This window comes from Microcoleus sp. PH2017_12_PCY_D_A, assembly GCF_020738565.1.
Classification (GTDB): Bacteria; Cyanobacteriota; Cyanobacteriia; order Cyanobacteriales; family Microcoleaceae; genus Microcoleus.
In genome coordinates this window covers 25,432-50,346 of sequence record NZ_JAEQCI010000039.1, presented here as the reverse complement: position 1 = coordinate 50,346, position 24,915 = coordinate 25,432, and the positions used below count along the sequence as shown (strand labels likewise).

Below are 24,915 nucleotides of genomic sequence, written 5' to 3'. Positions count from 1 at the left end.
TTACCTAATCTGTTGGTTCAAAGGAAGAATTTTCATAAAAAACCCGGTTTCTGACCACCCGTGCGTCGCTTCTAATTACTGACAAATTAAGAGCAGCGAAAGAGGCAACTTTGTCTGCGGGTGTATCGGCTCTTCTAATTCACAGATTCTCCAGCCCGATTCTGACACTTGTTGAAACCACGAACTAACTGTGCGAAAATACCAGGGCATCGGCTCTATAAAAACTCCGCCGCCGAAATTGTCGAAAGTCTCGATTTTCCATCCATCAATATAGGGCTGTTGCTGACAGGCTGTGAATGGATGAACTGTCTGGATTAACAAATGTCCGTCTGAGACTGTGGCTTGGCGTAACGATCGCAATAAATCTCCAATTTCCTCACCAAGTAGCGAAAAATTGCAGACAATCCCATCGTAGGATTGACCGAGTATCAGCGGATCGGCAATAATGTCATCGTAGCCGATCGCCCGAAAACAACCGCTGCTTTTCTCGATCGCGCGATCGATCAAACCACGGGAAGCATCAACTCCAACCACCTCTACACCGTGCTTTGCTAAGGCGCGCCCCAACCAACCTTCACCGCATCCGACATCCAGCACTCGCCGATGCCCGTAGCGCAGCACAGCTTGCAGAATAGCCTCATCCGTTGCTGCGCGGCGACTTTCGATCGAATTTTGCTCGATCGCCCGCGTCCATGCGTCAGCATTAGCTTCCCAACTCTTTTGAATTTGTTGTTCAGGGCGATCGAATTTCATGGTAATTCTATTCTTGGTACTAAGACTTACGAAGAAATCTGATTTTGAATCCGATTCTGCGTAAGTCCTGAGTATATAAAAACGAGTTCAGAAAGAGCGATTCTTAAACCCATCTACCCACAACAACCCTCACCGTTCCATCCGCCAAAATTTCCTCTTCTTCCACATTAAAACCCTCAGACTGCACCGCCGCCATCAAACTTTTGCGCGCGTATTTCTGACTTATTGAATTGACAAATTCCTGCTGGTTAATGCGAGCGCCCCAAAAATCCGCCACTAATTCATAATCCTCTCCGCTGCGCCGAAAACCCAAATCGTAACCGTTGGACTGCCGAATCACGTACTCGGCATTAGTTTTTTCGCCATGATAACCCCGCACCTGCACATTGCACTCTACTTGATAACCCAACTCTTCCAACACTTGATGCAGCAGTTCGCCGTTTTTGATCTGAACCTTGATCGTTGTGAAGTGTGACATATCACTTTCGGATTTTTGTGTGAAACGCTGATTTGATTATAATAGCATAAACAGCAACAGTCAATAAGTTATATCTATTCCGGTGGCATTCCTCATAATTGTTGACTGTTGACTGTTTGGACATTTGAACAATACTGATGCAACCGGAAACTATATTAGAACTTGTGTTCTCCAACGCACTGTTTACGAAAAATATGGGGTTTGGCAGGCTAGCATCTGCACGTAAACTCTTAGGCAATCATTCTTTCCCAATTCCCAATTCCCAATTCCCAATTCCCAATTTCCCAATCTAAAATGGTATGATTGCAGACAATTCTAACCAACGAGCGAGAATATGATGCCGTCCTCGGCGGCCAAAGTCAAATCCCGATCGCCGCCGCCGTTTTGGGAGGCATCGCCGGAGTCAAGCAGCGCTTGCACAGTCCTAGTATCGAGCCGCCCATCGCCGCCGTCAAAGATGCTCCTAAATACGGAGACGCCGGTTTGAATTTAGCAATTGAAGCGCTGCTTGACCCCGCACCAGAAGTGCAGCGAGTTGCTTATTCAGTTTTGCGACAAAGGACAGAACCTTTTGTCCGCCAAGCTTTAACATAATTCGTGCCTTACAAACTTTTTGACTGCATCCGCACTGTGAAAACAGGGACAAATGTGGCAATTAGTCCAGCGGGCGATCGCACGGCGAGTTTGCACGGCAAAATAATTAGAATTTACGATTTAGAGACAGGAGAAATACTCTATACAGTTGACAAGTATCCTCGCGCTCAAGAAACTTTTGTTCTTTGCCAAGAAACCGAAGTTTTTGTCAGGAGCAGAAATCTTCCGAAACACCGCGCGATCGAAATTTGGCAGGCAGGAGAATTGCGGCATACTTCCCTCGGACACGAAGGGGAAATTACTGCACTTGTCATCAGTCCCGACAGTCAAGTTATCGCCACCGGTTCGGCAGATACTACTATCAAAATTTGGAATTTAGAGACGGGAAAGTTAATCTGTACTTTTGGGAGTCATTTAACTTGGGGATCTCACAAAGGAGGAATTGCGAGTCTGGCTTTTAGCCCGATCGCACAAACTCTCGCGCTTCAGCAGTTCTGACGGTACAATTAAACTCTGGAACCTCCGCAGCCGAGAATGCTCCCAAACAATTAAAGGTTATGCCAATTGTCTGGCTTTCAGTCGAGACGGGCAGACTTTGGCTGCTGGCGGCTGGGACAGAAACATTCAACTGCGACAGCTATCAAATCCAGATAGTTCGATTACCTTAGCAGGGCATTTTAACTCGATAAATGCGATCGTCTTTAGTCCCGACGGGCGCACTGTTGTCAGTGCTAGCGCCGATGGTAATCTCAAATTTTGGAATGCCCGCACTGGCGAACAAATTCACACTCTCGGCGGACATCGAGCTGCTGTTACTTGTCTTACTTTTAGCCGCGATGGCGAAACTGTTATCACCGGCAGTTTAGACAAAACTATTAAATTTTGGGGAATTAATTGAAGGCAGAAGGCAGAAGTAAGAAGGAAGGGGAGCATCTCTGGGGAGAGTAAAAACCGTTTTTTACTCTCCCCAGAGCGTCCCCGCACAGCAAAGCTGATATACATATAGTGAGTGTCCCCGCACAGCAAAGCTGATATATATAGCGAGTGTCCCGCACAGCAAAGCAGCGTGTAAAAGCAAAACACAGATGCGGCCCTTGGAAAAAGCAAGAGGAAATAACGAAGACGGAAGGGGCAATCGACGGCATGGGGCAAGTGCAATGCGAGAACTTCCTAACCGTCGGGCGCGGTGGTTATATTTCAAAATTCGCAATTTCCGACTGACGGGGTGCGTAAATATACGCAAGCAAATATAATAACTTTATAATTCTATGTCTTGTGCAAGCCGAGGATTGCCAAACTTCTTTTTGCACTACTACACATACTTAGGGTAAAAGTATCGATTCGCAACCATTATTCAGCTTGTTGTCAATTTCTGAATAGTCGCCACACAACCGGGCAAGCCGCTATTTATGAATCCTTTACACTAGCTTTAAATTATCGAATCTGCCTCGGATGAGTATCGCAACTAACTGTAATATTTCAGTGAAAAAGTTTATGCTTAAAAGATAGGCAGGGTTTAAATATAACAGTGCTTCCCTGAGTAACCATGTCACACTGCAACCAATCCATCTATCCTTCCCGCAATCGGGCACAAATGTGCGACAATGCTGTCAGTTGGCAGGAAAAAGCCGATCGACTAACGGTAGAATTAAACAACACGCGCGATCGGCTGCACGCAGAAATCGATCGCCTAAAACTTGCCAACGAAACCCTGCACGCCGCCGTCAGTTGTGCGCCGATGTTCCTGTGGGCAACAGACAAAGACGGCAGGTTAACCCTTGCAGCAGGCAAAGGATGGGAAAATTTGGGGCTCGAACCGGGTGAGGCCCTCGGGCAGTCGATTTTTGCAGTTTACAGCCAGCCAGATATCTTAGAAAATATTGCCCACGTACTAGCAGGAAACGATCGCACTTGGAATGCCCGACAGGGGCATTTTATTCACGAAATTCGATCGGCACCGCTGCGAAACGCAAACGGCGAAGTTGTCGGGGCTGTCGGTGTTTCTACTGATATTACCGAGCGCGAGCGAGCGATCGCAACTCTCTCTCTTTCAAATCAAGAATTAGAAGACAAACTTACTCGGCAAACGGCAGTCTCGAATGCAGCACTTGCCGAAAGCGAAAAAAAGTACCGCAACCTCGTAGAAACGTCCCAAGAGTTGATTTGGTCGATCGATATTCAAGGCATCTTGACTTTTGTCAATTCCGCCGCCAAACGGATCTACGGTTACGAACCCCTAGAAATGATCGGTCGTCGCTTTACCGATTTTTTAATTAAAGAAGAAAAAGCTAGACAAATAGAAATATTTGCCCAACTCTTAGCAAGAACCAGCCTTCAGCCACAAACCCCTAATTTGCCTTACGAAATAGTACACATCCGCAAAGACGGTAGCCCCGTCCACCTGCGCGTCAACAGCATCGTCAACCAAGCTGAAAACGGCGCTATTTTAGGTTTGTGCGGAACGGCCACAGATATTAGCGATCGCAAGCGTTCCGAAGAAGCACTCCAAGAAGCTACAGACCAACTTCGCGCCGTCTTGGATGCCGTGCCCGGACTGATTTCTTGGGTAAGTTCAGATTTGCGGTATATTGGAGTCAACCAGCACTTAGCAACCTCGTTCAAACGGTCTCCTGAAAGTTTTGTCGGGGAAGAAATCAACTTTCTCGACAAAGGCTCAAGTTTTGGACAACTAATCCGCAACTTTTTTCACAGTTCATGTCAGCAAACATCGCAAGAAATAGATATAGAAATTAACGGCTTAGCCTGCAATTATTTAATAGTAGCTCAAAAATATCATCAAGGAACCGCAGCAGTTTCCGTAGGAATAGACATTACCGAGCGCAAGCGCGCCGAAGCTCAAAAAACCCAATTAATCGTTTCTTTACAAGAGTCTGAATGCAAATTTCGCAGCCTTTACGAAGCCACCAGCGACGCAGTAATGCTGATCGAAGAAGAAAATTTTTTTGACTGCAACCTCGCCACCCTAGCAATTTTTGGTTGCAGCAATCAAGAACAGTTTTATGGCAAGAAACCTAGCGAATTTTCCCCGCAATTTCAGCCTAACGGACAAGACTCGTGCAGTCTAGTAACACAAAAAATATCCGCAGCAATGCAAACAGGTAGCTGTCGCTTTGACTGGGTGCACAAACGGCTAGACGGTTCAGAATTTCCCGCAGAAGTGCTGTTAAACGCAATGGAAATTAATGGTAGAAAAATAATTCAAGCAGTAGTGCGAGACATTACAGATCGCAAGCGCGACGAAGATCGCATCAAAGCATCCCTCGCAGAAAAAGAAGTCCTCCTCAAAGAAATTCACCACCGCGTCAAAAACAACCTTCAAGTTATTTCCAGTTTGCTCAAACTTCAGTCCCGCTACATCCAAGACAGCCGCGTTAGTGAAATGTTAAAAGAAAGTCAAAACCGAGTCAGATCGATGGCCCTGGTTCACGAACAATTGTATCAATCCAAAGACTTGTCAAACATTGACTTTGCTGAATACATCCAAAATCTTGCCCATAATTTATTCCAAGCTTATGAAATTGATACAGAAGGCGTCAAGTTGCAAACAAATATTGCGCCGTGTTCTATGAATATTGATACGGCAGTTCCTTGCGGGTTAATTATCAACGAGCTTGTGACAAACTCGCTCAAGTATGCTTTTACAGGACAAACTCAAGGTAAAATAAAAATAGATTTTACTTTAGATAATAACCGGATTTGCGTGCTAGCTGTGAGCGACAGTGGAATTGGTTTTCCTCAAGACTTAGATTATCGAAATGCCCGAACCTTGGGTTTGCGGCTTGTCGGCTCTTTGGTCAAGCAAATTCGGGGTAAAATAGAACTGTTAGAAACAGCAGGGACAAATTTTAAAATAACATTTTCCAAGCAAAACAGCACTTTAAGGAGACAACTTAATGTCAAATAAAAAAATTCTGATAGTTGAGGACGAAAGCATCATTGCGGAAGACATTTCCGACAGTTTAATATCGAGAGGGTATAGCATAACAGGTATTGTGTATTCTGGAGAAGAAGCGATTGAATCCGCAGCCGAATTCAGACCAGATTTAGTTTTGATGGATGTTAACCTCCAAGGAGAAATCGACGGAATTACAGCAGCAGAAGAAATTCGATCGCGCTTTCAGATTCCGGTAGTTTATTTGACAGCTTATGCGGACGAAAACACTTTGCGGCGCGTCAATGCGACGAAACCTTTCGGCTATATAGTGAAACCATTTGAAGAAAAAAACTTGCACACAACTATTCAAATAGCTCTCCACCGACATCAGCACGACTGCTTGACAAACTTGCCAAATCGTTCGCTGTTACGAGAGCAGCTAAGTTTGGTATTAGACACGCAAAAAGAATTGCCCGCAATGATTCCCGTTGTTATTCTTAGTTTAGATAGAATTAACCGGATTAACAGTACCTTGGGGCATGATATCGGCGACTGCGTACTTTGCAAAGTTGCTGAACGGTTGAGCAACTGCACGGAGAATATTAATATTGTGGCTCGTTTGGAATCTGCCGAATTTGCAATTGTTCTCGAACCAGTTGCCGAAAAACAGGATGCTGCCAAGATTGCTCGAAACATTTTAGATATTGTAGCCCAAGCTATGATTGTCAAAGGCTCGGAACTCTATGTCACGGCAAGTATGGGCATTTCTTTGTCTCCTGGCGACGGCAACGATGGAGAAGAACTGCTAAAAAATGCTTATACAGCTATGTACAATTCTCAGCAACAAGGTGGCAACAAGTATCAGTTTTATGCTGCAAAAGTTGCGAATAATTATATCAATAAATTTACTCAAGAGACTTGCCTGCGAAATGCTTTAAAGCGCTCGGAATTTGAAGTTTACTATGAGCCGCAAATAGAAATTAAAACCGGAAGAATTATTGGTGCTGAAGCTTTGGTGCGCTGGAACCATCCAAAAAGGGGCAGAGTTTCCCCTGCGGAATTTATTCCCATGGCTGAAGAGATGGGCTTGATTGCACCGCTGGGCGAATGGGTGTTAGAGACTGCTTGCCGGCAAACTAAAGCTTGGCAAATAGAGGGTTTACCTCCGCTGCGGGTATCAGTCAACCTGTCAGCCCGCCAGTTTGAGCAAAAAAATTTGACGGAGAGAGTTAGCGAGATATTGAGAGAAACTAATCTCGCTCCTAAATGCCTGCAATTAGAATTGACGGAAGGTCTAATTTTGCAAGATGAAAAAGCGGCAGCTCTAGCTTTTACGGTGTGGAGAGATATGGGGATTCAGATAGCAATTGATGATTTTGGTACGGGATATGCTTCTTTGAGTTATCCGAAACGCTTGCCGTTTGATGCAATCAAAATTGACAAGAGTTTTATTCGCGATATTGCTGACGATCGCCAAAATGCAGCAATTACGGTGGCGATTATTCAAATGGCGCACTCCATGAATATGACTGTGATTGCTGAGGGGGTAGAAAATCAGCGGGAACTTGCTTTTTTGTGCGATCGCGATTGCGACGAAATTCAAGGTCATTTTTTCAGTCAGGCTTTGCCAAAGCCAGAGTTTGCAGCGCTACTGAAAAGCGATAAGTGCTGGAAATTATAGTGGGGCATGGGGCATGGGGCATGGGGCATGGGGCATGGGGCATGGGGCATGGGGCATGGGGCATGGGGCATGGGGCATGGGGCATGGGGCATGGGGCATCGGGAATTTTCCCTCAGGACTAATGACGAATGACGAATGACGAATGACGAATGACTAATGACGAATGACGAATGACTGATGACTGATGACTGATGACTGATGACTGATGACTGATGACTGATGACTAATTAAAAAGATGCGATCGACCAACCAACCAGCGCCCCAACCACAACCCGAAACCGGAAGTAGTCACTAACAGGATAGATGTGTAGAGTCCGCCACCTATGCCGATCGACCTTTCTCCAGCTACCATCCGCGCCACAACTCCCGCAATAATCCCGATCGCAGCCCAAGCCCCATAAACAGCCTGAGATCCCGCGATAGCCAAGGCTTGGGCGAGATCCCCGGAACCCGCAGCAGTCAAAGCCCCCGCCCACGCACCAATCCCCAGCCCGATCGCACCTCCAAGCCCGACGGGGCAACCTGAATGCAGGCCTAGTTCCGCCGCCAGCCCGCACATCAAGCCGACAATCCCCCAACAAACCGCCTCCACTAACACCTTGAGCCAATTCCCGGAACCCGTTCCCGCCATCAATCCCACCACTGTCAGCACTCCCGCTGCTGCCAAAACTACAGCCACGGCCCGAGACTCGGCCTCAGAACTGGCGATCGCCCCCAGACCAGCCCCAACTAGCGCCCAAGCAGCTCCTGTTAGCGTTCCTCCGGCTTGAAAACCGGCGATCGACCCCCCCACCGTCCCAGCCAAAACTAACGCCGCCAGCCACACTCTAGGCGTTGCCGAACCCTCCGCCAGCAAAATCGCGGCCCACAGCCAATCCGCACCGCAGATTAAAGTCCACATCCACAGCGGGGCGGCGAATACCGTCAAAATCCAACCCGTCAAAGCGTAACTCGCCACGGCGAGTGTCAGCGGCCCCCAAGGGAAGCTTGAATATTTTTGAGATAGCCGCGGTTGTGAGTATTGAGTCGGAAATTCTTTTTTCCGGTTCGGGGTAAGGTAGGGATATTTTTGAGATGGCCGCGCTTCCCTCGCCGCGGTGGGCCCAGATTGTTTTTTTCCCCCCCACGTTTGGCGATTTTGAGTTGTAAATCGTTTCTTGTTTTTCGGGTTGTTTGGAGTTGAAATTTTGTGGGATGCGGCTTTTTTTTGCCGGGTTTGAGTGCGCTGGGAACCGGGCTTGCGGGCTGATTTTGCCGAACGCCTTCTCAGTGGCTTTTCGGGCGGCTTTTCTGCTGGTGGCGGCGGTGCGGGCTGCTGAGATTGTTTGTCGATCGCCTGCGGTGGAGGCTGACTCAGAAATAACACCAACTCGTCGTAAGCTTGATTGATTTCTGTTAATCTTTGTTGGGCTTTTTGTTGCAGGCGATCGTTGTGGACAAACCGATCGGGATGCCACACAAAGGCTAAATCCCTGTAAGCGCGCTTAATTTCTTCTAGGGAAGCTCCAGGCTCTATTTCGAGGATTTCGTAGCATCGATTAATGTCAGCCATAGGCTTCGATCGGCAGGTGTTGGTATAATTTGCGATCGCACGTAACATCTTCTACTATTCTGAGCCAAGCTGCACAATACGCCGATCGAGCGATTTTAGATTTTAGATTTGGGATTTGGGATTGAAGAATTGGGAATGACAGATTTTATAAGGGTTTAGAGCTTTTTTGCGGTTCCGTTCGGTTTTAAAACTGGTATGACAACTGGCTACAATGGAAAAATAGTTTCGGGCGATCGCCATCTGTGTCAGTGTCGGAAAATCAAGCTCCCACCTTCATCTTAGTTGACGGCCACTCCCTGGCTTTTCGTTCCTACTTCGCCTTTGCCAAAAGTCGAGACGGAGGCTTGCGAACTACGACAGGCATTCCCACCAGCGTCTGTTTTGGCTTTCTCAAGTCGCTGCTGGAAGTCATGGCCGCCCACGATCCCCAGTACATGGCGATCGCCTTTGACCTCGCCGCGCCCACTTTTCGCCACGAAGCAGACGAAACTTACAAAGCCGGTCGCGCGGAAACTCCCGAAGATTTTAAGCCGGATATCAAAAACCTGCAAGAACTCCTCGGCTATCTCAATTTACCAGCAGTCACCGCTCCGGGCTACGAAGCCGACGATGTTTTGGGAACTTTGGCGAACAAAGCCAGCGCCGCGGGTTATGCGGTGAAAATCCTCACGGGCGATCGAGATTTGTTTCAATTAGTAGAAACCGAGAAACACATCAGCGTATTGTACTTGAGCACGGATGAACTCAGGCGATCGGGCAAAGGCAAATCCCAAGAATACGGCCCGGAAGAAGTCAAAGAAAAACTCGGCATTTTACCAGCACAAGTAATAGATTACAAAGCCCTCTGCGGCGACAAATCCGACAACATCCCCGGAGTCAAAGGCATCGGCGACAAAACCGCCCTGCAATTATTGAAAGCTTACAATACCCTCGATGGCATCTATGCTGCGATCGACGACATTAAAGGAGCAACCAAGAAAAAGCTCGAAGAAGGCAAAGAAGCCGCCTATCATTCTCAAAAAATGGCGACAATTATTCAAGAAGTTCCCCTAGAAATTAACTTAGAAGATTGCCAGCTCAAAGGTTTTGATGAAGCCGCCTTGATTCCGATGCTGGAAAAGTTGGAATTTAAAACATTTTTGAGTAAGGTTAAACAGATTCAGAAGAGGTTCGGGGGGGAGGAAGGTTCGGCAGCGGATTTTGTAGCGGATGTAGCGGATGTAGCGGATGTTGAGAAGAAGAGAGAATCAACAGGGGAAGTTGCAATCTCCGAAGAACAAAGTAACGCGAATAATTCAACAAATGCCTCGCGTGCAAATTCTAACGCTGCTGAAGAAGATGCGTTGTGGTTTTGGAAGAAGGAGGATATTCCTAAATCGCCGATCAAACCCCGGATAATTCAAACAATAGAACAGTTAAACGAATTAATTCAACTGCTGCAAACCTTCACCGACAAAAACTCACCCGTGGCGTGGGATACCGAAACCACCGCCATCGAACCGCGAGATGCCGAATTAGTCGGAATTGGCTGCTGTTGGGGAACCGGAGAACAAGATTTAGCTTACATTCCCACGGGACACAAAACAGGCACAAATTTGGACAAAGCCACGGTTTTAAATGCTTTGCGTCCGATTTTGGAAAGCGAGAATTATCCCAAGGCGCTGCAAAATGCTAAATTCGATCGATCGATCCTGCGCTGTCAAGGAATCAAACTCGCCGGCGTCGTATTTGACACCATGCTAGCCAGTTACGTACTCAACCCAGAAACCAGCCACAGTCTCAGCGAACTGTCAAGGAAATACTTAGGCATTGTCGCAGAAAGTTACAAAGAATTAGTACCTAAAAACAAGACAATTGCTGACATCAGTATTATCAAAGTAGCCGACTACTGCGGCATGGATGTTCACACCACATTTCTGTTAGTAGCAAAACTTAAATCAGAGTTAGATGAAGTCGATCAAGCTAACTTGCCCGAAAAACCATTGAACGATTTACTGCTAGAAGTAGAACAGCCTTTAGAACCTGTTTTAGCAGAAATGGAATACTGCGGAATTCGCATTGATTCAGCTTATCTCAATACACTTTCGCACCAGCTAGAAAAAAGCTTAGCGGAAATAGAAGAAAATACCTATGAAGCCGCGGGGAAAAAGTTTAATTTAGGTTCCCCAAAACAACTCAGCGAAATCTTGTTAGAAAAAATCCCCGAGCAGTTTCAGAAAAAGTCTCGCAAAACTAAGACGGGATACTCGACAGACGCCGCTGTTTTGGATAAATTGCAAGGAGACCACCCGATTGTAGATGATTTATTAGAACACCGAACATTATCCAAATTAAAATCAACTTACGTCGATGCTTTGCCGCAGTTGGTGCGTGCGGATACCGGGCGAGTCCATACAGATTTCAACCAAGCTGCAACGGGTACGGGCCGACTTTCTTCTTCCAATCCCAATTTACAAAATATTCCGATCCGCACCGAGTTTTCGCGGCAAATCCGCAAGGCTTTCTTACCTGAGTCGGGTTGGCTGATGGTGTCGGCTGATTATTCTCAAATTGAGCTGCGAATTTTGGCTCATTTGAGTCAAGAACCTCTGCTGCTAGAAGCTTACAAAAATAATCAAGATGTGCATACCTTGACGGCTCAACTGCTGTTTGAAAAGGAAACAATCACGCCGGATGAAAGACGGTTTGGCAAAACGATTAATTTTGGGGTAGTTTATGGTATGGGGGCGATTAAGTTTGGGCGATCGATGGGCAAATCTTCCGCAGACGGTAAAAAGTTTATTGAACGATTCAACCAGCGTTACAGTAAAGTCTTTGAATTCTTGGAAAAAGTAAAAAAAGAGGCGATCGCCCTAGGCTACGTTTCAACTATACTAGGTCGCCGCCGCTACTTGAATTTCGAGAGCGACACAATCCGCAGGTTAAAAGGCAGCAACCCGGAAGACATTCACTCCAGCCTACTTAAGTCTCTCACTAAAAATGACGCCCAATCTTTGCGGGCCGCAGCCAACGCTCCCATCCAAGGCTCCAGTGCTGATATCATTAAACTTGCCATGATTGAGGTAGACAAAATTTTGCAAAACTATCAGGCGCGGCTGCTGCTGCAAGTTCACGACGAATTAATCTTTGAAGTACCTCCCGATGAATGGGAAGAATTGCAGCCAAAAATTAGAACGGCGATGGAAAATGCTCTGCCGCTTAGCGTACCCCTGATAGTTGACATCCACGCGGGGCAAAATTGGATGGAAACTAAATAAAAAAAAGAAAACTATGACCAAAAATAAAATCGCCCTTTCCCCTACAATCACCAGCTTGAGTGCAGTTGTTCTGCTTTTCCTACTCTCCGGCTGTCCGCAAAAGCTACCTCCCAACAATTATGCTGTCAAACGAGTCAGCGACGGCGATACCCTTGTCGCCAGCGATGCCGCCGGCAAAGATATTAAAGTACGTTTTGCCTGCATAGATGCACCGGAAATTGCCCACAAAAAATCCGAAAAAAACAGCACAAAAGCAGCAGATAAAAATCAGTTCAAGTGGGGCAATCTAGCCCAGCAAAGAATGCAGCAGCTCGTCAAAGAAGGGGGTGATCGCGTGGTTTTGACAGTCACCGATACTGACCGCTACGGCCGCAAAGTTAGCGAAGTTCGCTTACCAAATGGCACATTTGCTCAAGAAGTTTTGGTGCGCGAAGGATTAGCAATGGTTTACACTCCATACTTAAAAAACTGTCCGAGTGCAAGTGTTGTGCAACAAGCAGAAGCCGAAGCCAAGAAAAATCGCCGCGGTATTTGGGGAGATTCTAAGTTTGTTCCAGCTTGGAATTTTCGGCACAGCGATAAATGAAGTCATTAGTCATTAGTCATTAGTCATTAGTTATTAGTCATTAGTCATTAGTTATTAGTCATTAGTTATTAGTCATTAGTCATTAGTTATTAGTCATTAGTTATTAGTCATTAGTTATTAGTCATTAGTTATTAGTCATCCGTCATTAGTCATTAGTTATTAGTCATCCGTCATTAGTCATCCGTCATTAGTAAATGTAGGGTGCGTCACCACGAATAAATCTCGTTTCTATTGAGAGTTCTTATAGTGACGCACCCTACCACTTATAACGGCGATGAATAACCCGGATTTGGTATTACAGGGTAAATGATTTACTCAATCAAACTTAAAAAGCTTAGCAACACAGGTTTCGGTGTACCGGATTTTTTTGAAAAAGGCGATCGCCAAAAAATTCAACCTATCTGTATATTGACATCAGCAAAATTATGTTGTTGATGTGGTATCTGCGAACCTGTATCAGGCATTTGAGAAACCAGGTTTCTAGACACCGATGCGGAGCATCCTAATTTAGTACAATACAAAGAGGACGAGGTTCGGCTCGTAATGTCCGCAATCAGTGGAGTTTGGGCGATAGCAGACGCCAGATTCATAATCGGCCAGACAGGAGTTCGATCGCATTTAGATGCGACTTTTTTTTGGGAAAAGTCAACAAATGTGATAGGCTCCAGATAAATCAATAGACTGCCGCGAAAAGCGGTCTATTGCAATCACCCAGAAATTAGTTTAAGGGGACATCAATGAATATCAAACATTTGGTTATTTCCGGCATGGCTCTGCTGCTGGGTACTGCAATTGTAGGAACTGCGATCGCTCAAGAACTGACCAACGAGCAAAAAACTGTTACTTGTCGGTTGAAAACAGAAGTTGACCAGCGTTCGAGCAACGGTCAAAAATTGGTGTTTTGGCCATTGATAGGCACTGTTCGCAAGCAAGTTTCATCTCCTTTTAGAGCCACGCTGCATCCAGATATTGAGTATGTTTTTGTAGCCACTTGCGACGGAAATTGCCAGGATTTAAACCTAACCCTCAAGGATGCTAACAGTGGCCAAGAAATCGGTGCGAGTCAAAAGACTGGCGAACTGGTATCAATCTCTTTTACTCCGCCATCCCAAGGGGAATATCAAATCACTGCAAAGCCTGGGGAATGCACGAAGGAAGAGGGTTGCAGTTTTGGTATGGGAATCTTCGTTCCAGCAAGTGCTACCGTACCTAATGCTTCAAAACTTCCTGCTGACATAGCACAATTTCGACTTTGCCAGTAGAAGAATAGCGATAAGTTGTGAGTTGCGAGTAGAGTTGAGGATTGAATCACCAATCAAATTCATAACTCGCAACTTATCACTCGCTACTTATAGCGGTTCTCATAAATATGAGTTATGCCAAATTCTGATACGATCGCCAAAAGAACACACGCGGAGAGCATCTTTACCGGAGAGAAGCCTCAGAGAGCCTATAGGAACTATCGTTTACCTTTTTCCCCCTTACCAATTACCTTGTTCCCAATTACCCTTTACCACAAGCGTCCCAGATCTATCAGAGAAAGGCTATATATAGCAACCGCCCGAGGGTGAGGACGTTCCTAATGTCTTAAACCCTGGCTTTTATTGCTTCTTGCTTCTGCCGGATTGCTTGTGCCATAATTTTTTAACCATAACTCCCCCAAACTGTAAAGCCGATCGAGCTGTGGAACCCTGCAAAGACCCCATAAATGCCGAAATTTGGCTATTCGCCAGAACTTTATTTATCCTCAGGCAGGCATGAATTAGAATAATAGATAATGCCCCTCAGGGTGACGAGTATATTGCCCATGTCTTCAACCTTAGCCTCGAACAATCAACTCCAGAACGATCCTCAAATAGGTTTGAAAAGTCTTTTGGGCCGCTTGGGTATCAGGCAAAAAATCGGCTGCGGATACGCCTTGGTCATTGGTATTGCCATTTTGGGCGCCGCCGGGGGACGGGGAGTAGAGTCCTATCACAAACAGCAAGTGAGAGAAAAACTGGCGATCGACCGAGATAAAGCCGAAATCTTGACCAATCTGAATAATAGCGCCCAGGAAGTCAGAATTCACCAGCAATTGCTGCTGAATTTAACGGGACAACCGCAAATTTTCGATCGCGAACGATCGGACTTTCTGACTCGCGTTGCTCAGATGAGCGGACAGCTAGAACAACTGCAAAGCCAGTCGCCGACTGCAAATTCCACTGTTGTAACAGATTACCAAGAGATTCAAGAGTTCGCGAAAGCCAACGGCAAAACTGTAGAAGCTTACTTCCAACAAGTCCAGAAACTGCTGGGGAATGCCAAGTTATCTGGTTTGAATCCGCAGCAGCGACAGGTATTCCAGCGGAACTTGAATAATTTTGCCACGGGGAACAACGCTTTTAAACTCGAACAGTTTTCGCAGGATTCGGCCAAACTGGCTGGTACCTTTCGAGACAAAGCAGACGAGGCCTTTAGAACCTACGAGAAAGCTGAACAACTCGGAACTCTGATTCTGGTTGGTTCTCTGTTGGTATCGGCGGGTATCGCCACTTTACTGGCAATATACACCAGCAGGGCGATCGCCCGACCGCTACAAGCCACAACCGCGATCGCTCAGCGAGTCTCAGAAGAATCAAACTTTGACTTGCAAGTACCCGTTACAACTTCCGACGAAGTGGGAATGCTGGCAATTTCGATCAACGAACTGATCCAAAGAGTAGCTGAATACACGGAAGACTTGCAAGAAGCAAAAATAGCAGCCGAAGCTGCCAACCGTTCGAAAAGTGCATTTCTAGCCAACATGAGCCACGAACTGCGTACCCCCCTCAACGCCATCATCAACTACAGCGAAATGCTGCAAGAAGATGCTCAAGATTCCGGTTCCGAAGACTTTCTCCCCGACTTAGAAAAAATTCAAACCGCAGGCAAACATTTGCTCGACATGATCAGCGATATCCTCGATATTTCTAAAATAGAAGCAGGTCACGTCACGCTTTATTTAGAACACTTCGATGTGGCGACGATGATTGAAGAAGTGATGACTACGGCTCAACCGCTAGTAGAGAAAAAAGGCAATGCTTTAACGCTGCAAGTAAAAGGTGAACTGGGCATGATGTACGCCGACCAACCGAAAGTCCGGCAAATTCTCCTCAATTTGCTCAGCAATGCTGCCAAATTTACCGAAAAAGGCGTGATTACGATCGAAATCGAAAAAATTAAAAATGAAAAGCCAAAACCTAAGAAAAGAAAGAAAAATAATGATATTAACTCTGGTGCAAACTACAGTTCTCAATTTTTAATTTTTAGAGTCAGCGATACTGGGATTGGAATGACAAACGAGCAATTAGAGCAAATATTTAAACCTTTTACTCAAGCTGATGCTTCGACTACTAAGAAGTACGGCGGTACGGGTTTGGGATTGACAATTAGCCAGCGTTTGTGTCAAATTCTCGGCGGCGAAATTAGCGTCGAAAGCGAGAACGGTAAAGGTTCAACTTTTATTGTCACTCTCCCGGAACGGGTGGTGATGCAGGCATGAAAACAGTTGACAGTTGACAGTTGACAGTTTGCCGTAGGGTGCGTCGCCATCAACAATCCCAAAAAAAATCGACAATCTCGCCCGCGACGCACCGGTGCAAAATTAATCAGCAGTCATTAGTTGTTATACACTGGAAAAATAGGCAAGTCATTAGCCGTAGGGTGCGTCGCCATCAACAATCCCAAAAAAAATCGACAATCTCGCCCGCGACGCACCTTGCAAAATTATACCATTTTTCTAAAATCGTGCAACACTCTTCGACCCCCCCTAGCCCCCCCGCTGTATTGCGGGGGGGACAAGAATACTGTTGCATTCTTTTTTAAAATTGGTATTAATCAGCAGTCATTAGTTGTTATACACTGGAAAAATGGGCAAGTACAGAAACCGGTACAGATTTCGAGAATTTCACCGGATAGAAAAGTTTGCCGATTCAAAATTTCCCGCTGCGAGCACGCACAGCTGAGTAGGAGATTGGGAAGTCGTCCGAGTTCAAACTTACTCGGAAGATTTACCTAGCGGTGACTTTGAGACTATTGTCGTGTGCTATTGCAGGTTCGCACCCGTAAATACTCCCCTCGAACCGATGCCGCAGATTCAAGTTGCCCCCCAGTTGCAGGAAACACAGGTTTAGACGGATTAATTATTGAGTAATCCTAACATTCTTTTCACTTCTGCTAAAGGCAGAGAAGGCTGATTTGCATCTTCTTCTTTTGCTGCTCTCAAATCGATCAAATCTTCTATGTCAGCAATTAATTCTTGCAGTGCTTCAAATTCTTCATAAGGAATTACTGCAAATTCTTTTTTGCCGTTTTTGGTAATAAACTCAGGATGTAATGGAATCATCGATATTTCCTCTCGGCGTTGAACTTTAAACAGTTTTTATATGTTTGATGACTTGAGTCCTCTGATTTTATGCGGACTAAAGTCCTCACTACAAACCTATACTGTTTGATGACTTGAGTCCTTTGATTTTATGCGGACTAAAGTCCTCACTACAAACCTGCGGACTAAAGTCCTCTCTACAAACCAGAAGCTCAAACACAGGGCGGAAATACCTATCTCCACATACGGGAACACCGATCGCCCCGCCGTCCGCAACTGCCTACAATGACAATTGTACGAGCAATTAAGCCATTGCCTTGACAGCAGTCATGTTTTTGAATTCAGGGAATTAAAATTTATGCAACCGAATAATCCTAACCAATTTACAGAAAAAGCCTGGGAAGCCCTCGCCCGCACCCCCGAACTCGTTAAAGCAGCCCAGCAGCAGCAGCTAGAAAGCGAACATTTGATGAAAGCTTTGCTGGAACAAGAATCGGGACTCGCTAGCAGCTTGTTTAACAAGGCTGGAGTTTCTGTGGCAAAATTGCGCGATCGCACTGATGAGTTTATCACCCGCCAGCCGAAAATCTCTGGAAGCGGTGGCAACGTTTATCTCGGCCGTTCCCTCGATACCCTGCTAGACAGGGCTGAAGCTTATCGCAAAGAGTACGGTGATGAATTTATCTCGATCGAGCATTTGATCCTGGGTTACGTTAAGGACGATCGCTTTGGCAAAAATCTACTCCAAGAATTTAGACTAGATGAAGCCAAGCTTAAAGACATCATCGCCCAAGTCCGGGGGAACAACAAAGTGACAGATCAAAATCCAGAAGGCAAATATGAAGCGCTGGAAAAATACGGCCGAGATTTGACAGAAGCCGCCCGTCAAGGCAAACTCGATCCGGTAATCGGACGGGATGACGAAATTCGCCGCACGATTCAAATTTTGAGCCGCCGCACCAAAAACAACCCCGTACTGATTGGGGAACCGGGAGTTGGCAAAACTGCGATCGCCGAAGGACTCGCCCAACGAATTATTACCGGAGATGTGCCGCAATCTCTCAAAGACAGACAATTAATTAGCTTGGATATGGGCGCGTTAATTGCTGGTGCAAAATTCCGGGGAGAATTTGAAGAACGGTTGAAAGCCGTGCTCAAAGAAGTTATGGATAGCAACGGCAAAGTCATCCTATTTATAGATGAAATTCACACCGTTGTCGGTGCCGGCGCCAGCCAAGGATCGATGGATGCTGGCAATTTGCTCAAACCGATGTTAGCCCGGGGCGAATTGCGCTGTATCGGCGCTACAACTCTCGACGAATACCGCAAATATCTCGAAAAAGATGCGGCCTTAGAACGCCGTTTCCAACAAGTTTATGTCGATCAGCCGACAGTTGAAGATACTGTCTCGATTTTGCGGGGTTTGAAAGAACGTTACGAAGTTCACCACGGTGTGAAAATCTCCGATAGCGCCCTAGTGGCGGCGGCTACTTTGTCTACTCGATATATTAGCGATCGCTTCCTTCCCGACAAGGCGATCGACTTAGTGGACGAAGCGGCGGCCAAACTCAAAATGGAGATTACCTCGAAACCGGAAGAACTAGACGAAATTGACCGCCGGATTTTGCAGCTAGAAATGGAAAGGCTGTCGCTGCAAAAAGAAAGCAATATTGCATCGATCGAACGTTTGGAAAGATTGGAAAAAGACTTAGCCAACCTCAAGGAACAGCAAAGCAGTTTGAATGCCCAATGGCAATCGGAAAAAGGTGTTATCGGCAGCATTCAAAAGATTAAAGAACAGATTGATAAGGTAAATATTGAAATTCAACAAGCTGAATTAAAATATGACCTCAACCGCGCTGCTGAGTTGAAATACGGCAATTTAACTCAATTGCAAAAACAATTGCAAGAAGCAGAAGCTCAACTTTCAGCAAATCAAACCACAGGTAAAACTTTGTTGCGGGAAGAAGTTACGGAATCTGACATTGCTGAGATTATTTCTAAGTGGACGGGAATTCCGATTAGCAAGTTAGTTGAATCGGAAATGCAGAAACTCCTGCACTTGGAAGATGAACTGCACAAGCGCGTAATCGGACAGGATGAAGCGGTGACGGCGGTTGCAGATGCTATTCAGCGATCGCGCGCGGGATTGGCCGATCCCAACCGCCCGGTGGCGAGTTTTATCTTCCTCGGCCCCACGGGTGTAGGTAAAACCGAGTTGGCGAAAGCATTAGCATCATACCTGTTTGACACCGAAGAGGCGATCGTCCGAATTGATATGTCGGAATACATGGAAAAACACGCAGTTTCGCGCTTAATTGGTGCGCCTCCGGGATACGTCGGCTACGACGAAGGCGGACAATTAACTGAGGCTGTGCGCCGCCGTCCGTATTCGGTAATTCTATTCGATGAAATCGAGAAAGCGCACCCGGATGTATTCAATATCATGCTGCAAATTCTGGATGACGGCCGCGTTACCGATGCTCAAGGTCACACGGTTGACTTTAAGAATTCTGTGATTATTATGACATCGAATGTCGGCTCTCAATACATCTTGGATGTGGCGGGAGATAACGAACAAATGCGTAGCCGGGTGATGGATGCGATGCGCGGAACTTTCCGCCCGGAATTCTTGAACCGGATTGATGAGATGATTATCTTCCACGGTTTGAGTAAGGCCGAATTGCGCCAAATCGTGCTGTTGCAAGTCAAGCGCTTGGAAAAACGCTTGGCCGATCGCAAAATGTCGCTAAAATTGTCGGAATTGGCGATCGACTTTTTAGCCGAAATTGGTTACGATCCCGTGTACGGTGCGCGCCCGTTGAAACGGGGAATCCAGCGCGAGTTGGAAACGCAAATGGCTAAGGGTATTTTGCGGGGAGATTTTGTCGATGGCGATACCATTTTTGTGGATATCGAAAATGAAAGGTTGGCGTTTAAGCGCCTGCCGGCCCAGTTGGTGACTGCGAAATAATAGGACAGTCCTAAACGCAACTGATACTCTTAGAGGAATGAATTTTTAGGTACGTTGTTGCGCTTCAGCGCTCTTTCATATAGAGCGCTGAAGCGCAACAACGTACTTTTGATTTAATTTGACAGTTGTGTCTAGAACTATCGGAGTTACGGCGAAGCCACAGAAACCTGGTTTCCTGAACAGTTGTAGGTGCGGAATGTGCACCTTATTTTTAAAGCGATTTTTTTTCAATCGTGGTAGCTGCTTGAAAACTCAGTTTCTCCATGAATATCTTGCTGCTAAATTCTACCTCTAAAAAAACTGTTTGATCGTTCGGACTTCAGTCCTAGGGTGGATGCGGACTAAAGTCCGAACGATCGAACCAATATTATTTGTGTTGAGACCGATCGCAATAACTCGCATTAACTCATAAATTGACGATCGCACTTTTGTCGATAAGTGCGATCGCTTTTCATTCCCCGCAAAAACAAACTCGCACACTCTCAATTGAGCGCCAATTCAACTCGGGCGATCGCTTCTAGATTCATCCTTTTTCAACTCTTGACGCTCTCGAACAGCTTTCGTCAGCAGGTACGTTGCCAAACTGCTAACGGATCTGCTGTCCTCTTCTGCCCATTCTTCCAGAGCTTTTTGAATTTCCTCTGGCAGATATGCGGTAACTCTTCCCCGTGAAGCCATTCGTTGCACTGCAAAACATATCAACACAGTCCATCTTACGCTGTTTTGAGTTAAGAGCGAGTACGTCATATTACGTGAAACTATCTTAGACTACGTTATAGTATGTTATACTGCAACCTATAAACAGTCAGAAGCCAGCCCCTAAACTGTCCAAGGTTCCGGGCTGGCTCTGGCTCCAACATTCAATGGAGACGAATTCTATGATGACATATAAACAACGCTTGTGCTGTTGGGCGATCGCCCGTCTGTTACCCTCTGGGCAATGGATTATTGTTGCGCGCTTCCGCAGCCCTTCCGATGCAGACGGCCATTTTCAGTTTTTGCGACAAACTATACCCCACGTTAAGTTTGAGGTTGTGTTCGATTTAAAGGGGGAAAGCAATCGTTTGGAGGCATTGCGCGATCGTGCTTCTAATTCCCTCAGCAGCGCGTTATAAACTGTAATTTTCTGGCTGTTTTGAGTTGATGCAATATGGGCGATCGCACTTTTGTTGATAAGTGCGATCGGCCGTACCATCTTAGTCAAATCAGAATTTACACTGCGGTAGCCTCAACACTAAAATTCTCCGAACAGGACTTTATCAACCCTGGGTTGTGGTAAAATGCTACTATGTACAATGCTTCTTCGTTACTTAAAAATATGCGATCGCAACTAGAACAAATTACGCTTCAAGACAGAAATGCCGCTGAAATGGAAATCCGCGACAAGCAGAAGCAAATTAATTACGATACGAGAGACTATCCACTCGAAATACTTGTTCAAAAATATATGGAAGGAGTTAATGATGATACTAATAAATTGTTTATTCCCAACTACCAACGCGAACTTGTTTGGGATGACGCAAGGCAATCAAAGTTTATCGAATCGGTAATTTGGGGGCTGCCAATACCTTCTATATTCGTTGTTGATATCGGTCATGATGAAAATGATGAACCACGTTTAGAGATCGTATACGGTGCACAACGAATTCTTACCCTAACTAGATTTGTTAACAACGAATTAACCTTAAGTGGACTCAAAAAAATAGAGCAGTTAAATGGATTTAAGTTTAGTGATTTACTCCTGCCTCGCCAGAGGAACTTCAACCGAAAGACAGTTCGGACGATCCAATTAACTGAAGCTGCAAATAAGGAAGTCCGAAGAGATTTATTTGAACGCATACAATCATTTTAATAGCAATGTAAATCCATTTTACATACTGCACAAAATCTGAGGCAACCCGTTTTAGAAATAAAGTAGTTGCGCGTCTTGAATATCTCCGCAATTAACTGCTATGTCACACTCATGAATACTGTATTTTTAGACTTCAATACACGCGCCAAAGAGGTGAATGATTACTTCATTTTTCTGGAGAGATTGGAAAAACAGACAACGAAGTTAGCCTTATTCGATACTACTGGCAAATACCAAATTCAAAGCCTCGATCCAGAGTTAGCAAAAACGCTCAAAGCAAATGGTTTTTTGTTACTGTATAACTTAATTGAATCTACTATGAGAAATGCGATAGAATCCATATTTGAGGAATTCAAAAATAAAGCAGTCACTTTTGACCAACTCAAACCCGAAATTAAACTGATTGTCCTCCAAAATCTTAAAAATCGTTCTCCTAAGAAAATTTATTTAACAATTAACCAACTCTCTACTGATATCATCACAGCTACATTTGAACGTGAAGAACTGTTTTCTGGAAATGTGGATGCTAGGTTAATTAAAGAAATAGCAGACAAATACGGTTTTTCATATCAAACAAACTTTACTAAGACAAAAAACGGGCAAAATCTTGTAGCGATTAAAAGTAATAGAAATGATTTAGCGCACGGAATTAAGTCTTTTGAGGAAGTTGGGCGAGATAAAACAATTAAGCAACTATTAGAAATTAAGGAAGAAGTCATAGAGTATTTGACGCAAATACTGGAAAATATCAGACATTATCTTGACAATGAAGAGTATTTGGAGTTACCCACAGGTAATCCTTAATTGTTATAGTCTTGGATGCGGGCGATCGGAAACCGGGTTTTTGCGAGAAAATTCGTTACAGCCGGCAGCAACATCAAAAAACCCGGTTTCTCGCCCTCGACATTAACCTAAAATGACGCAATTACGTTAAAAAAACGGGTTTTGGCGTCCATGAATGATAACTTACTTCCGCACCATCACGGACTTAATTACAGCATTTGGCTGATACTTATTCGTCTCATAAAATCCACCTTTTCCAGCCCCGTAAACCCCTGCAAATTGCTTTCCATCAGCCTTGGGAACAAACATAATTTTTCGAGTCGGTTGGTTGGCAAAAACTACATTTTCTCTCATTTCATTATCCACGTTATAAGATAAAGTAGTTTTGCCGTAAATTGCCTCGGCTTGTTTTAATGTCATTCCTGGCCCGACGCCCTGAAGTGTTTTATAATTAGGATTGTCTGTCATCAAAAGTTCAATAACATCGGTATCTTTGAGCTTTGTACCGGCTGCGTAGATAATCCGATACTGTACTTTTCCCGATCGACTAACCGCCACTGCATCGAAGTCTACCATAAAAGGAGACTCTACCTTAAACTGGGCTGTGGAACCTAGAGCCTGCTTGACTTGTCCGAAAGTCATGCCGATTTTTGCTTCGCCAATTGTGCGATCGCCAATTGCTACACTTACAGAGGAAGGTTTTGCAGCAGCATTGGCGACTTCCCCCCGCGTATTTGCACCCGCACGCGCCACAGCAGCGCCGGGAGTCGAGATTAAGGTGAGATGACTGGCGATCGCCAGCAAAACAGCTATCATCGATCCAGATAAGATTTTTAGATTCAACATGACTAATTCTCCTAGATTTCAATTTCGATTATCAACCCGCATCTTCTTGACACTCCTCGGGATAACTTTGCTAGTTTGGATTCTCAGAGGCGTCGGCTTCTTGACATTCATGCCCGGTGGTGTTATTTGGATACTGATTTTGCTGTCTTTTATTGCGGGTATTCTCAGCACTGTACTGCGCCGATAATCTCAGATCCGGTAATTAATAATAGTTTTTTGACTGTTAAGTGTTCTCTGTTCACTGTTGTCATAACAAATAACAAATAACAAAGGCCCAATGCCCAATGCCCATTATTTGAGTTTCATTGCCTTTCCCACAGTCACATTTAACTGAGCACCGATCAACATCGCCAAACAACACAGATAAAGCCAGAGTAGCAAAACGATAAAAGTTCCGATCGTGCCATAAGTCCAATTGTAATTGCCTAAATTCAAAACATAAAATCGGAATAAACCTGAAAGCAGCGCCCACAGCAGAGCCGCAAACACAGCCCCAGAAAAAATCGGTGTCCTTGGGTGACGGAGACTCGGCCCGTAGCGGTAAACAAAGGCAAAGGCAAGGGATACAATGCCCAAGGTGCTAGGCCAACGCCACAGTCGCCAAACACCTAATAATTGTGCTTCTAAGGGACAATCTGGAAGAAAAATTAGGCAACTCTTGACATCTTTTAAATTGCAAATTGCTACGGACTCTAACAAACAACTCTGGCGGGCAATAGCTTGCACAATTAAGTCGCTGACAAAGACAACTCCTGATGCTAAGATTAGTAGCAAAATTGTCCCAATACTTAGAAAAATAGAAATAAGTTTTGCTTTAATAAAAGATCGAGTTTGAGTAGGCGGGATTTGATGAATTTGATCGAGGGCTGCCATCGCGGCGCTCATTACTCCAGAAAATGCCCACAGCGATACTACAAAACTTAGTGAAAATAACTGTTGGTTGCGTATTGCTAGAATTTCTGTGAGGGAACTCCGAATTAAATTTCGCACGTCATTGGGTATAATTCCTCCCAAAAGACCGGCCATTTGATACAGTGTTGATTGCAAAGGTTCAAACAGGGCGATCGCCGACAAGACAGCCAACAGCCCCGGAAACAGCGCCAGCATAGCATTGTAGGCCATTTCCGCAGACAGCCCCGGCAACCGCTGCTCTCCCGCTTTCATGCCGACTTCCTTGAGCGTGCTCCAAGTCAAACACCGACAAAACTGCCAAAAATCACCAAATTTCGTTTTGACAGCTCTCAGCAGCCTCAAAAGTGCCTTAAACAAGGCTAAAATCAGGTAGCGCAACCAGTAATAAATGTTCATAGCTTACAAAT

Annotated in this window: 22 protein-coding genes; 14 read left to right on the top strand and 8 right to left on the bottom strand. The window is 45.3% G+C overall.

All coding sequences use genetic code 11. The annotated features are described in order from the left end of the window. Positions 1-75: 75 nt before the first annotated feature. Positions 76-753 carry a class I SAM-dependent methyltransferase gene (locus tag JGK39_RS12035; protein ID WP_293252474.1) on the bottom strand — a complete coding sequence of 226 codons (678 nt, stop codon included), beginning with the start codon at positions 751-753 and terminating at the stop codon, positions 76-78. Positions 754-856: 103 nt separating this feature from the next. Beyond that, positions 857-1,231 (bottom strand): DUF1257 domain-containing protein, encoded by a 375-nt coding sequence (locus JGK39_RS12030; RefSeq protein WP_293252476.1) that lies wholly within the window; start codon positions 1,229-1,231, stop codon positions 857-859. Between the two features lie 303 nt (positions 1,232-1,534). Between JGK39_RS12030 and JGK39_RS12025 the strand changes: the two genes are divergently transcribed. The 5 genes from JGK39_RS12025 (at position 1,535) to JGK39_RS12005 (ending at position 7,401) form a co-directional block, all read left to right on the top strand. Beyond that, on the top strand, positions 1,535-1,825 hold the full coding sequence (locus tag JGK39_RS12025; protein ID WP_293252479.1) for a hypothetical protein: 291 nt from the start codon (positions 1,535-1,537) through the stop codon (positions 1,823-1,825). Between the two features lie 54 nt (positions 1,826-1,879). Continuing rightward, complete coding sequence (locus JGK39_RS12020; protein WP_293322186.1) at positions 1,880-2,323, top strand: hypothetical protein; 444 nt, start codon at positions 1,880-1,882, stop codon at positions 2,321-2,323. Beyond that, on the top strand, positions 2,268-2,723 hold the full coding sequence (locus JGK39_RS12015) for a hypothetical protein (protein WP_293252485.1): 456 nt from the start codon (positions 2,268-2,270) through the stop codon (positions 2,721-2,723). The genes JGK39_RS12020 and JGK39_RS12015 overlap by 56 nt, the downstream gene beginning before the upstream one ends. Positions 2,724-3,371: 648 nt before the next feature. Further along, positions 3,372-5,750 carry a PAS domain S-box protein gene (locus JGK39_RS12010; protein ID WP_293252488.1) on the top strand — a complete coding sequence of 793 codons (2,379 nt, stop codon included), beginning with the start codon at positions 3,372-3,374 and terminating at the stop codon, positions 5,748-5,750. Beyond that, a complete protein-coding gene (locus JGK39_RS12005; RefSeq protein ID WP_293252491.1) occupies positions 5,740-7,401 on the top strand; it encodes an EAL domain-containing protein in 1,662 nt (553 codons plus the stop codon). Before JGK39_RS12010 ends, JGK39_RS12005 begins: the two co-directional genes overlap by 11 nt. Positions 7,402-7,624: 223 nt before the next feature. Here the strand turns inward: JGK39_RS12005 and JGK39_RS12000 are convergent, their stop codons facing one another. Then, positions 7,625-8,953 (bottom strand): J domain-containing protein, encoded by a 1,329-nt coding sequence (locus JGK39_RS12000; RefSeq protein ID WP_293252494.1) that lies wholly within the window; start codon positions 8,951-8,953, stop codon positions 7,625-7,627. Between the two features lie 248 nt (positions 8,954-9,201). On the opposite strand from JGK39_RS12000, the gene polA reads away from it, so the two are divergent. The 4 genes from polA (at position 9,202) to JGK39_RS11980 (ending at position 16,319) form a co-directional block, all read left to right on the top strand. Next, positions 9,202-12,210, top strand: coding sequence for a DNA polymerase I (gene polA / locus JGK39_RS11995; protein WP_293252593.1), 3,009 nt, complete (start codon positions 9,202-9,204; stop codon positions 12,208-12,210). 13 nt (positions 12,211-12,223) lie between these two features. Then, the gene (locus tag JGK39_RS11990; RefSeq protein ID WP_293252496.1) at positions 12,224-12,796 is read left to right on the top strand and encodes a thermonuclease family protein; all 573 of its coding nucleotides are present in this window, start codon (positions 12,224-12,226) and stop codon (positions 12,794-12,796) included. Positions 12,797-13,533: 737 nt separating this feature from the next. After that, positions 13,534-14,058, top strand: a complete 525-nt coding sequence (locus JGK39_RS11985; RefSeq protein ID WP_293296566.1) for a hypothetical protein — start codon at positions 13,534-13,536, stop codon at positions 14,056-14,058. A 545-nt stretch (positions 14,059-14,603) separates the two neighbouring features. Continuing rightward, entirely contained in the window at positions 14,604-16,319 is a 1,716-nt protein-coding gene (locus tag JGK39_RS11980) for a HAMP domain-containing sensor histidine kinase (protein WP_293252501.1), read from the top strand. Positions 16,320-16,955: 636 nt separating this feature from the next. On the opposite strand, the gene JGK39_RS11975 is transcribed toward JGK39_RS11980, so the two are convergent. Then, positions 16,956-17,162, bottom strand: a complete 207-nt coding sequence (locus JGK39_RS11975; protein WP_293242088.1) for a type II toxin-antitoxin system prevent-host-death family antitoxin — start codon at positions 17,160-17,162, stop codon at positions 16,956-16,958. A gap of 337 nt (positions 17,163-17,499) precedes the next feature. Between JGK39_RS11975 and clpB the strand changes: the two genes are divergently transcribed. After that, positions 17,500-20,115 carry an ATP-dependent chaperone ClpB gene (gene clpB / locus JGK39_RS11970; protein WP_293252504.1) on the top strand — a complete coding sequence of 872 codons (2,616 nt, stop codon included), beginning with the start codon at positions 17,500-17,502 and terminating at the stop codon, positions 20,113-20,115. Between the two features lie 291 nt (positions 20,116-20,406). Here the strand turns inward: clpB and JGK39_RS11965 are convergent, their stop codons facing one another. Next, on the bottom strand, positions 20,407-20,595 hold the full coding sequence (locus JGK39_RS11965; RefSeq protein ID WP_293252507.1) for a hypothetical protein: 189 nt from the start codon (positions 20,593-20,595) through the stop codon (positions 20,407-20,409). Positions 20,596-20,613: 18 nt separating this feature from the next. After that, a complete protein-coding gene (locus JGK39_RS11960; RefSeq protein WP_293252510.1) occupies positions 20,614-20,793 on the bottom strand; it encodes a hypothetical protein in 180 nt (59 codons plus the stop codon). Positions 20,794-20,993: 200 nt separating this feature from the next. On the opposite strand from JGK39_RS11960, the gene JGK39_RS11955 reads away from it, so the two are divergent. From JGK39_RS11955 to JGK39_RS11945, 3 genes are all read left to right on the top strand, one after another. Further along, entirely contained in the window at positions 20,994-21,230 is a 237-nt protein-coding gene (locus JGK39_RS11955) for a hypothetical protein (protein WP_293252513.1), read from the top strand. A gap of 173 nt (positions 21,231-21,403) precedes the next feature. Beyond that, positions 21,404-21,967, top strand: coding sequence for a DUF262 domain-containing protein (locus JGK39_RS11950; protein ID WP_293252515.1), 564 nt, complete (start codon positions 21,404-21,406; stop codon positions 21,965-21,967). A 111-nt stretch (positions 21,968-22,078) separates the two neighbouring features. Then, positions 22,079-22,771 (top strand): MAE_28990/MAE_18760 family HEPN-like nuclease, encoded by a 693-nt coding sequence (locus JGK39_RS11945; RefSeq protein WP_293252518.1) that lies wholly within the window; start codon positions 22,079-22,081, stop codon positions 22,769-22,771. A gap of 162 nt (positions 22,772-22,933) precedes the next feature. On the opposite strand, the gene JGK39_RS11940 is transcribed toward JGK39_RS11945, so the two are convergent. Then, positions 22,934-23,596 carry a hypothetical protein gene (locus tag JGK39_RS11940; RefSeq protein ID WP_293252521.1) on the bottom strand — a complete coding sequence of 221 codons (663 nt, stop codon included), beginning with the start codon at positions 23,594-23,596 and terminating at the stop codon, positions 22,934-22,936. Here JGK39_RS11940 and JGK39_RS11935 point away from each other — a divergent pair. Continuing rightward, positions 23,595-23,783, top strand: a complete 189-nt coding sequence (locus JGK39_RS11935) for a hypothetical protein (RefSeq protein ID WP_293252524.1) — start codon at positions 23,595-23,597, stop codon at positions 23,781-23,783. The two genes, JGK39_RS11940 and JGK39_RS11935, sit on opposite strands and share 2 nt — an antisense overlap. Positions 23,784-23,887: 104 nt before the next feature. Here the strand turns inward: JGK39_RS11935 and JGK39_RS11930 are convergent, their stop codons facing one another. Continuing rightward, positions 23,888-24,904 carry a YihY/virulence factor BrkB family protein gene (locus tag JGK39_RS11930; RefSeq protein WP_293252527.1) on the bottom strand — a complete coding sequence of 339 codons (1,017 nt, stop codon included), beginning with the start codon at positions 24,902-24,904 and terminating at the stop codon, positions 23,888-23,890. Positions 24,905-24,915 lie beyond the last annotated feature (11 nt).

What these genes read in the sequence shown, in the direction of transcription:
- JGK39_RS11945 (WP_293252518.1), top strand. Translation starts at nt 22,079, where the DNA reads ATGAATACTGTATTTTTAGACTTCAATACACGCGCCAAAGAGGTGAAT.
- clpB (WP_293252504.1), top strand. Translation starts at nt 17,500, where the DNA reads ATGCAACCGAATAATCCTAACCAATTTACAGAAAAAGCCTGGGAAGCC.
- JGK39_RS11955 (WP_293252513.1), top strand. Translation starts at nt 20,994, where the DNA reads ATGATGACATATAAACAACGCTTGTGCTGTTGGGCGATCGCCCGTCTG.
- JGK39_RS12030 (WP_293252476.1), bottom strand. Translation starts at nt 1,231, where the DNA reads ATGTCACACTTCACAACGATCAAGGTTCAGATCAAAAACGGCGAACTG.
- JGK39_RS11940 (WP_293252521.1), bottom strand. Translation starts at nt 23,596, where the DNA reads ATGTTGAATCTAAAAATCTTATCTGGATCGATGATAGCTGTTTTGCTG.
- JGK39_RS11960 (WP_293252510.1), bottom strand. Translation starts at nt 20,793, where the DNA reads ATGGCTTCACGGGGAAGAGTTACCGCATATCTGCCAGAGGAAATTCAA.
- JGK39_RS11985 (WP_293296566.1), top strand. Translation starts at nt 13,534, where the DNA reads ATGAATATCAAACATTTGGTTATTTCCGGCATGGCTCTGCTGCTGGGT.
- JGK39_RS12035 (WP_293252474.1), bottom strand. Translation starts at nt 753, where the DNA reads ATGAAATTCGATCGCCCTGAACAACAAATTCAAAAGAGTTGGGAAGCT.
- JGK39_RS11980 (WP_293252501.1), top strand. Translation starts at nt 14,604, where the DNA reads ATGTCTTCAACCTTAGCCTCGAACAATCAACTCCAGAACGATCCTCAA.
- JGK39_RS11975 (WP_293242088.1), bottom strand. Translation starts at nt 17,162, where the DNA reads ATGATTCCATTACATCCTGAGTTTATTACCAAAAACGGCAAAAAAGAA.
- JGK39_RS11935 (WP_293252524.1), top strand. Translation starts at nt 23,595, where the DNA reads ATGACTAATTCTCCTAGATTTCAATTTCGATTATCAACCCGCATCTTC.
- JGK39_RS12000 (WP_293252494.1), bottom strand. Translation starts at nt 8,953, where the DNA reads ATGGCTGACATTAATCGATGCTACGAAATCCTCGAAATAGAGCCTGGA.
- JGK39_RS11990 (WP_293252496.1), top strand. Translation starts at nt 12,224, where the DNA reads ATGACCAAAAATAAAATCGCCCTTTCCCCTACAATCACCAGCTTGAGT.
- JGK39_RS11950 (WP_293252515.1), top strand. Translation starts at nt 21,404, where the DNA reads ATGTACAATGCTTCTTCGTTACTTAAAAATATGCGATCGCAACTAGAA.
- JGK39_RS12010 (WP_293252488.1), top strand. Translation starts at nt 3,372, where the DNA reads ATGTCACACTGCAACCAATCCATCTATCCTTCCCGCAATCGGGCACAA.
- JGK39_RS11930 (WP_293252527.1), bottom strand. Translation starts at nt 24,904, where the DNA reads ATGAACATTTATTACTGGTTGCGCTACCTGATTTTAGCCTTGTTTAAG.
- JGK39_RS12005 (WP_293252491.1), top strand. Translation starts at nt 5,740, where the DNA reads ATGTCAAATAAAAAAATTCTGATAGTTGAGGACGAAAGCATCATTGCG.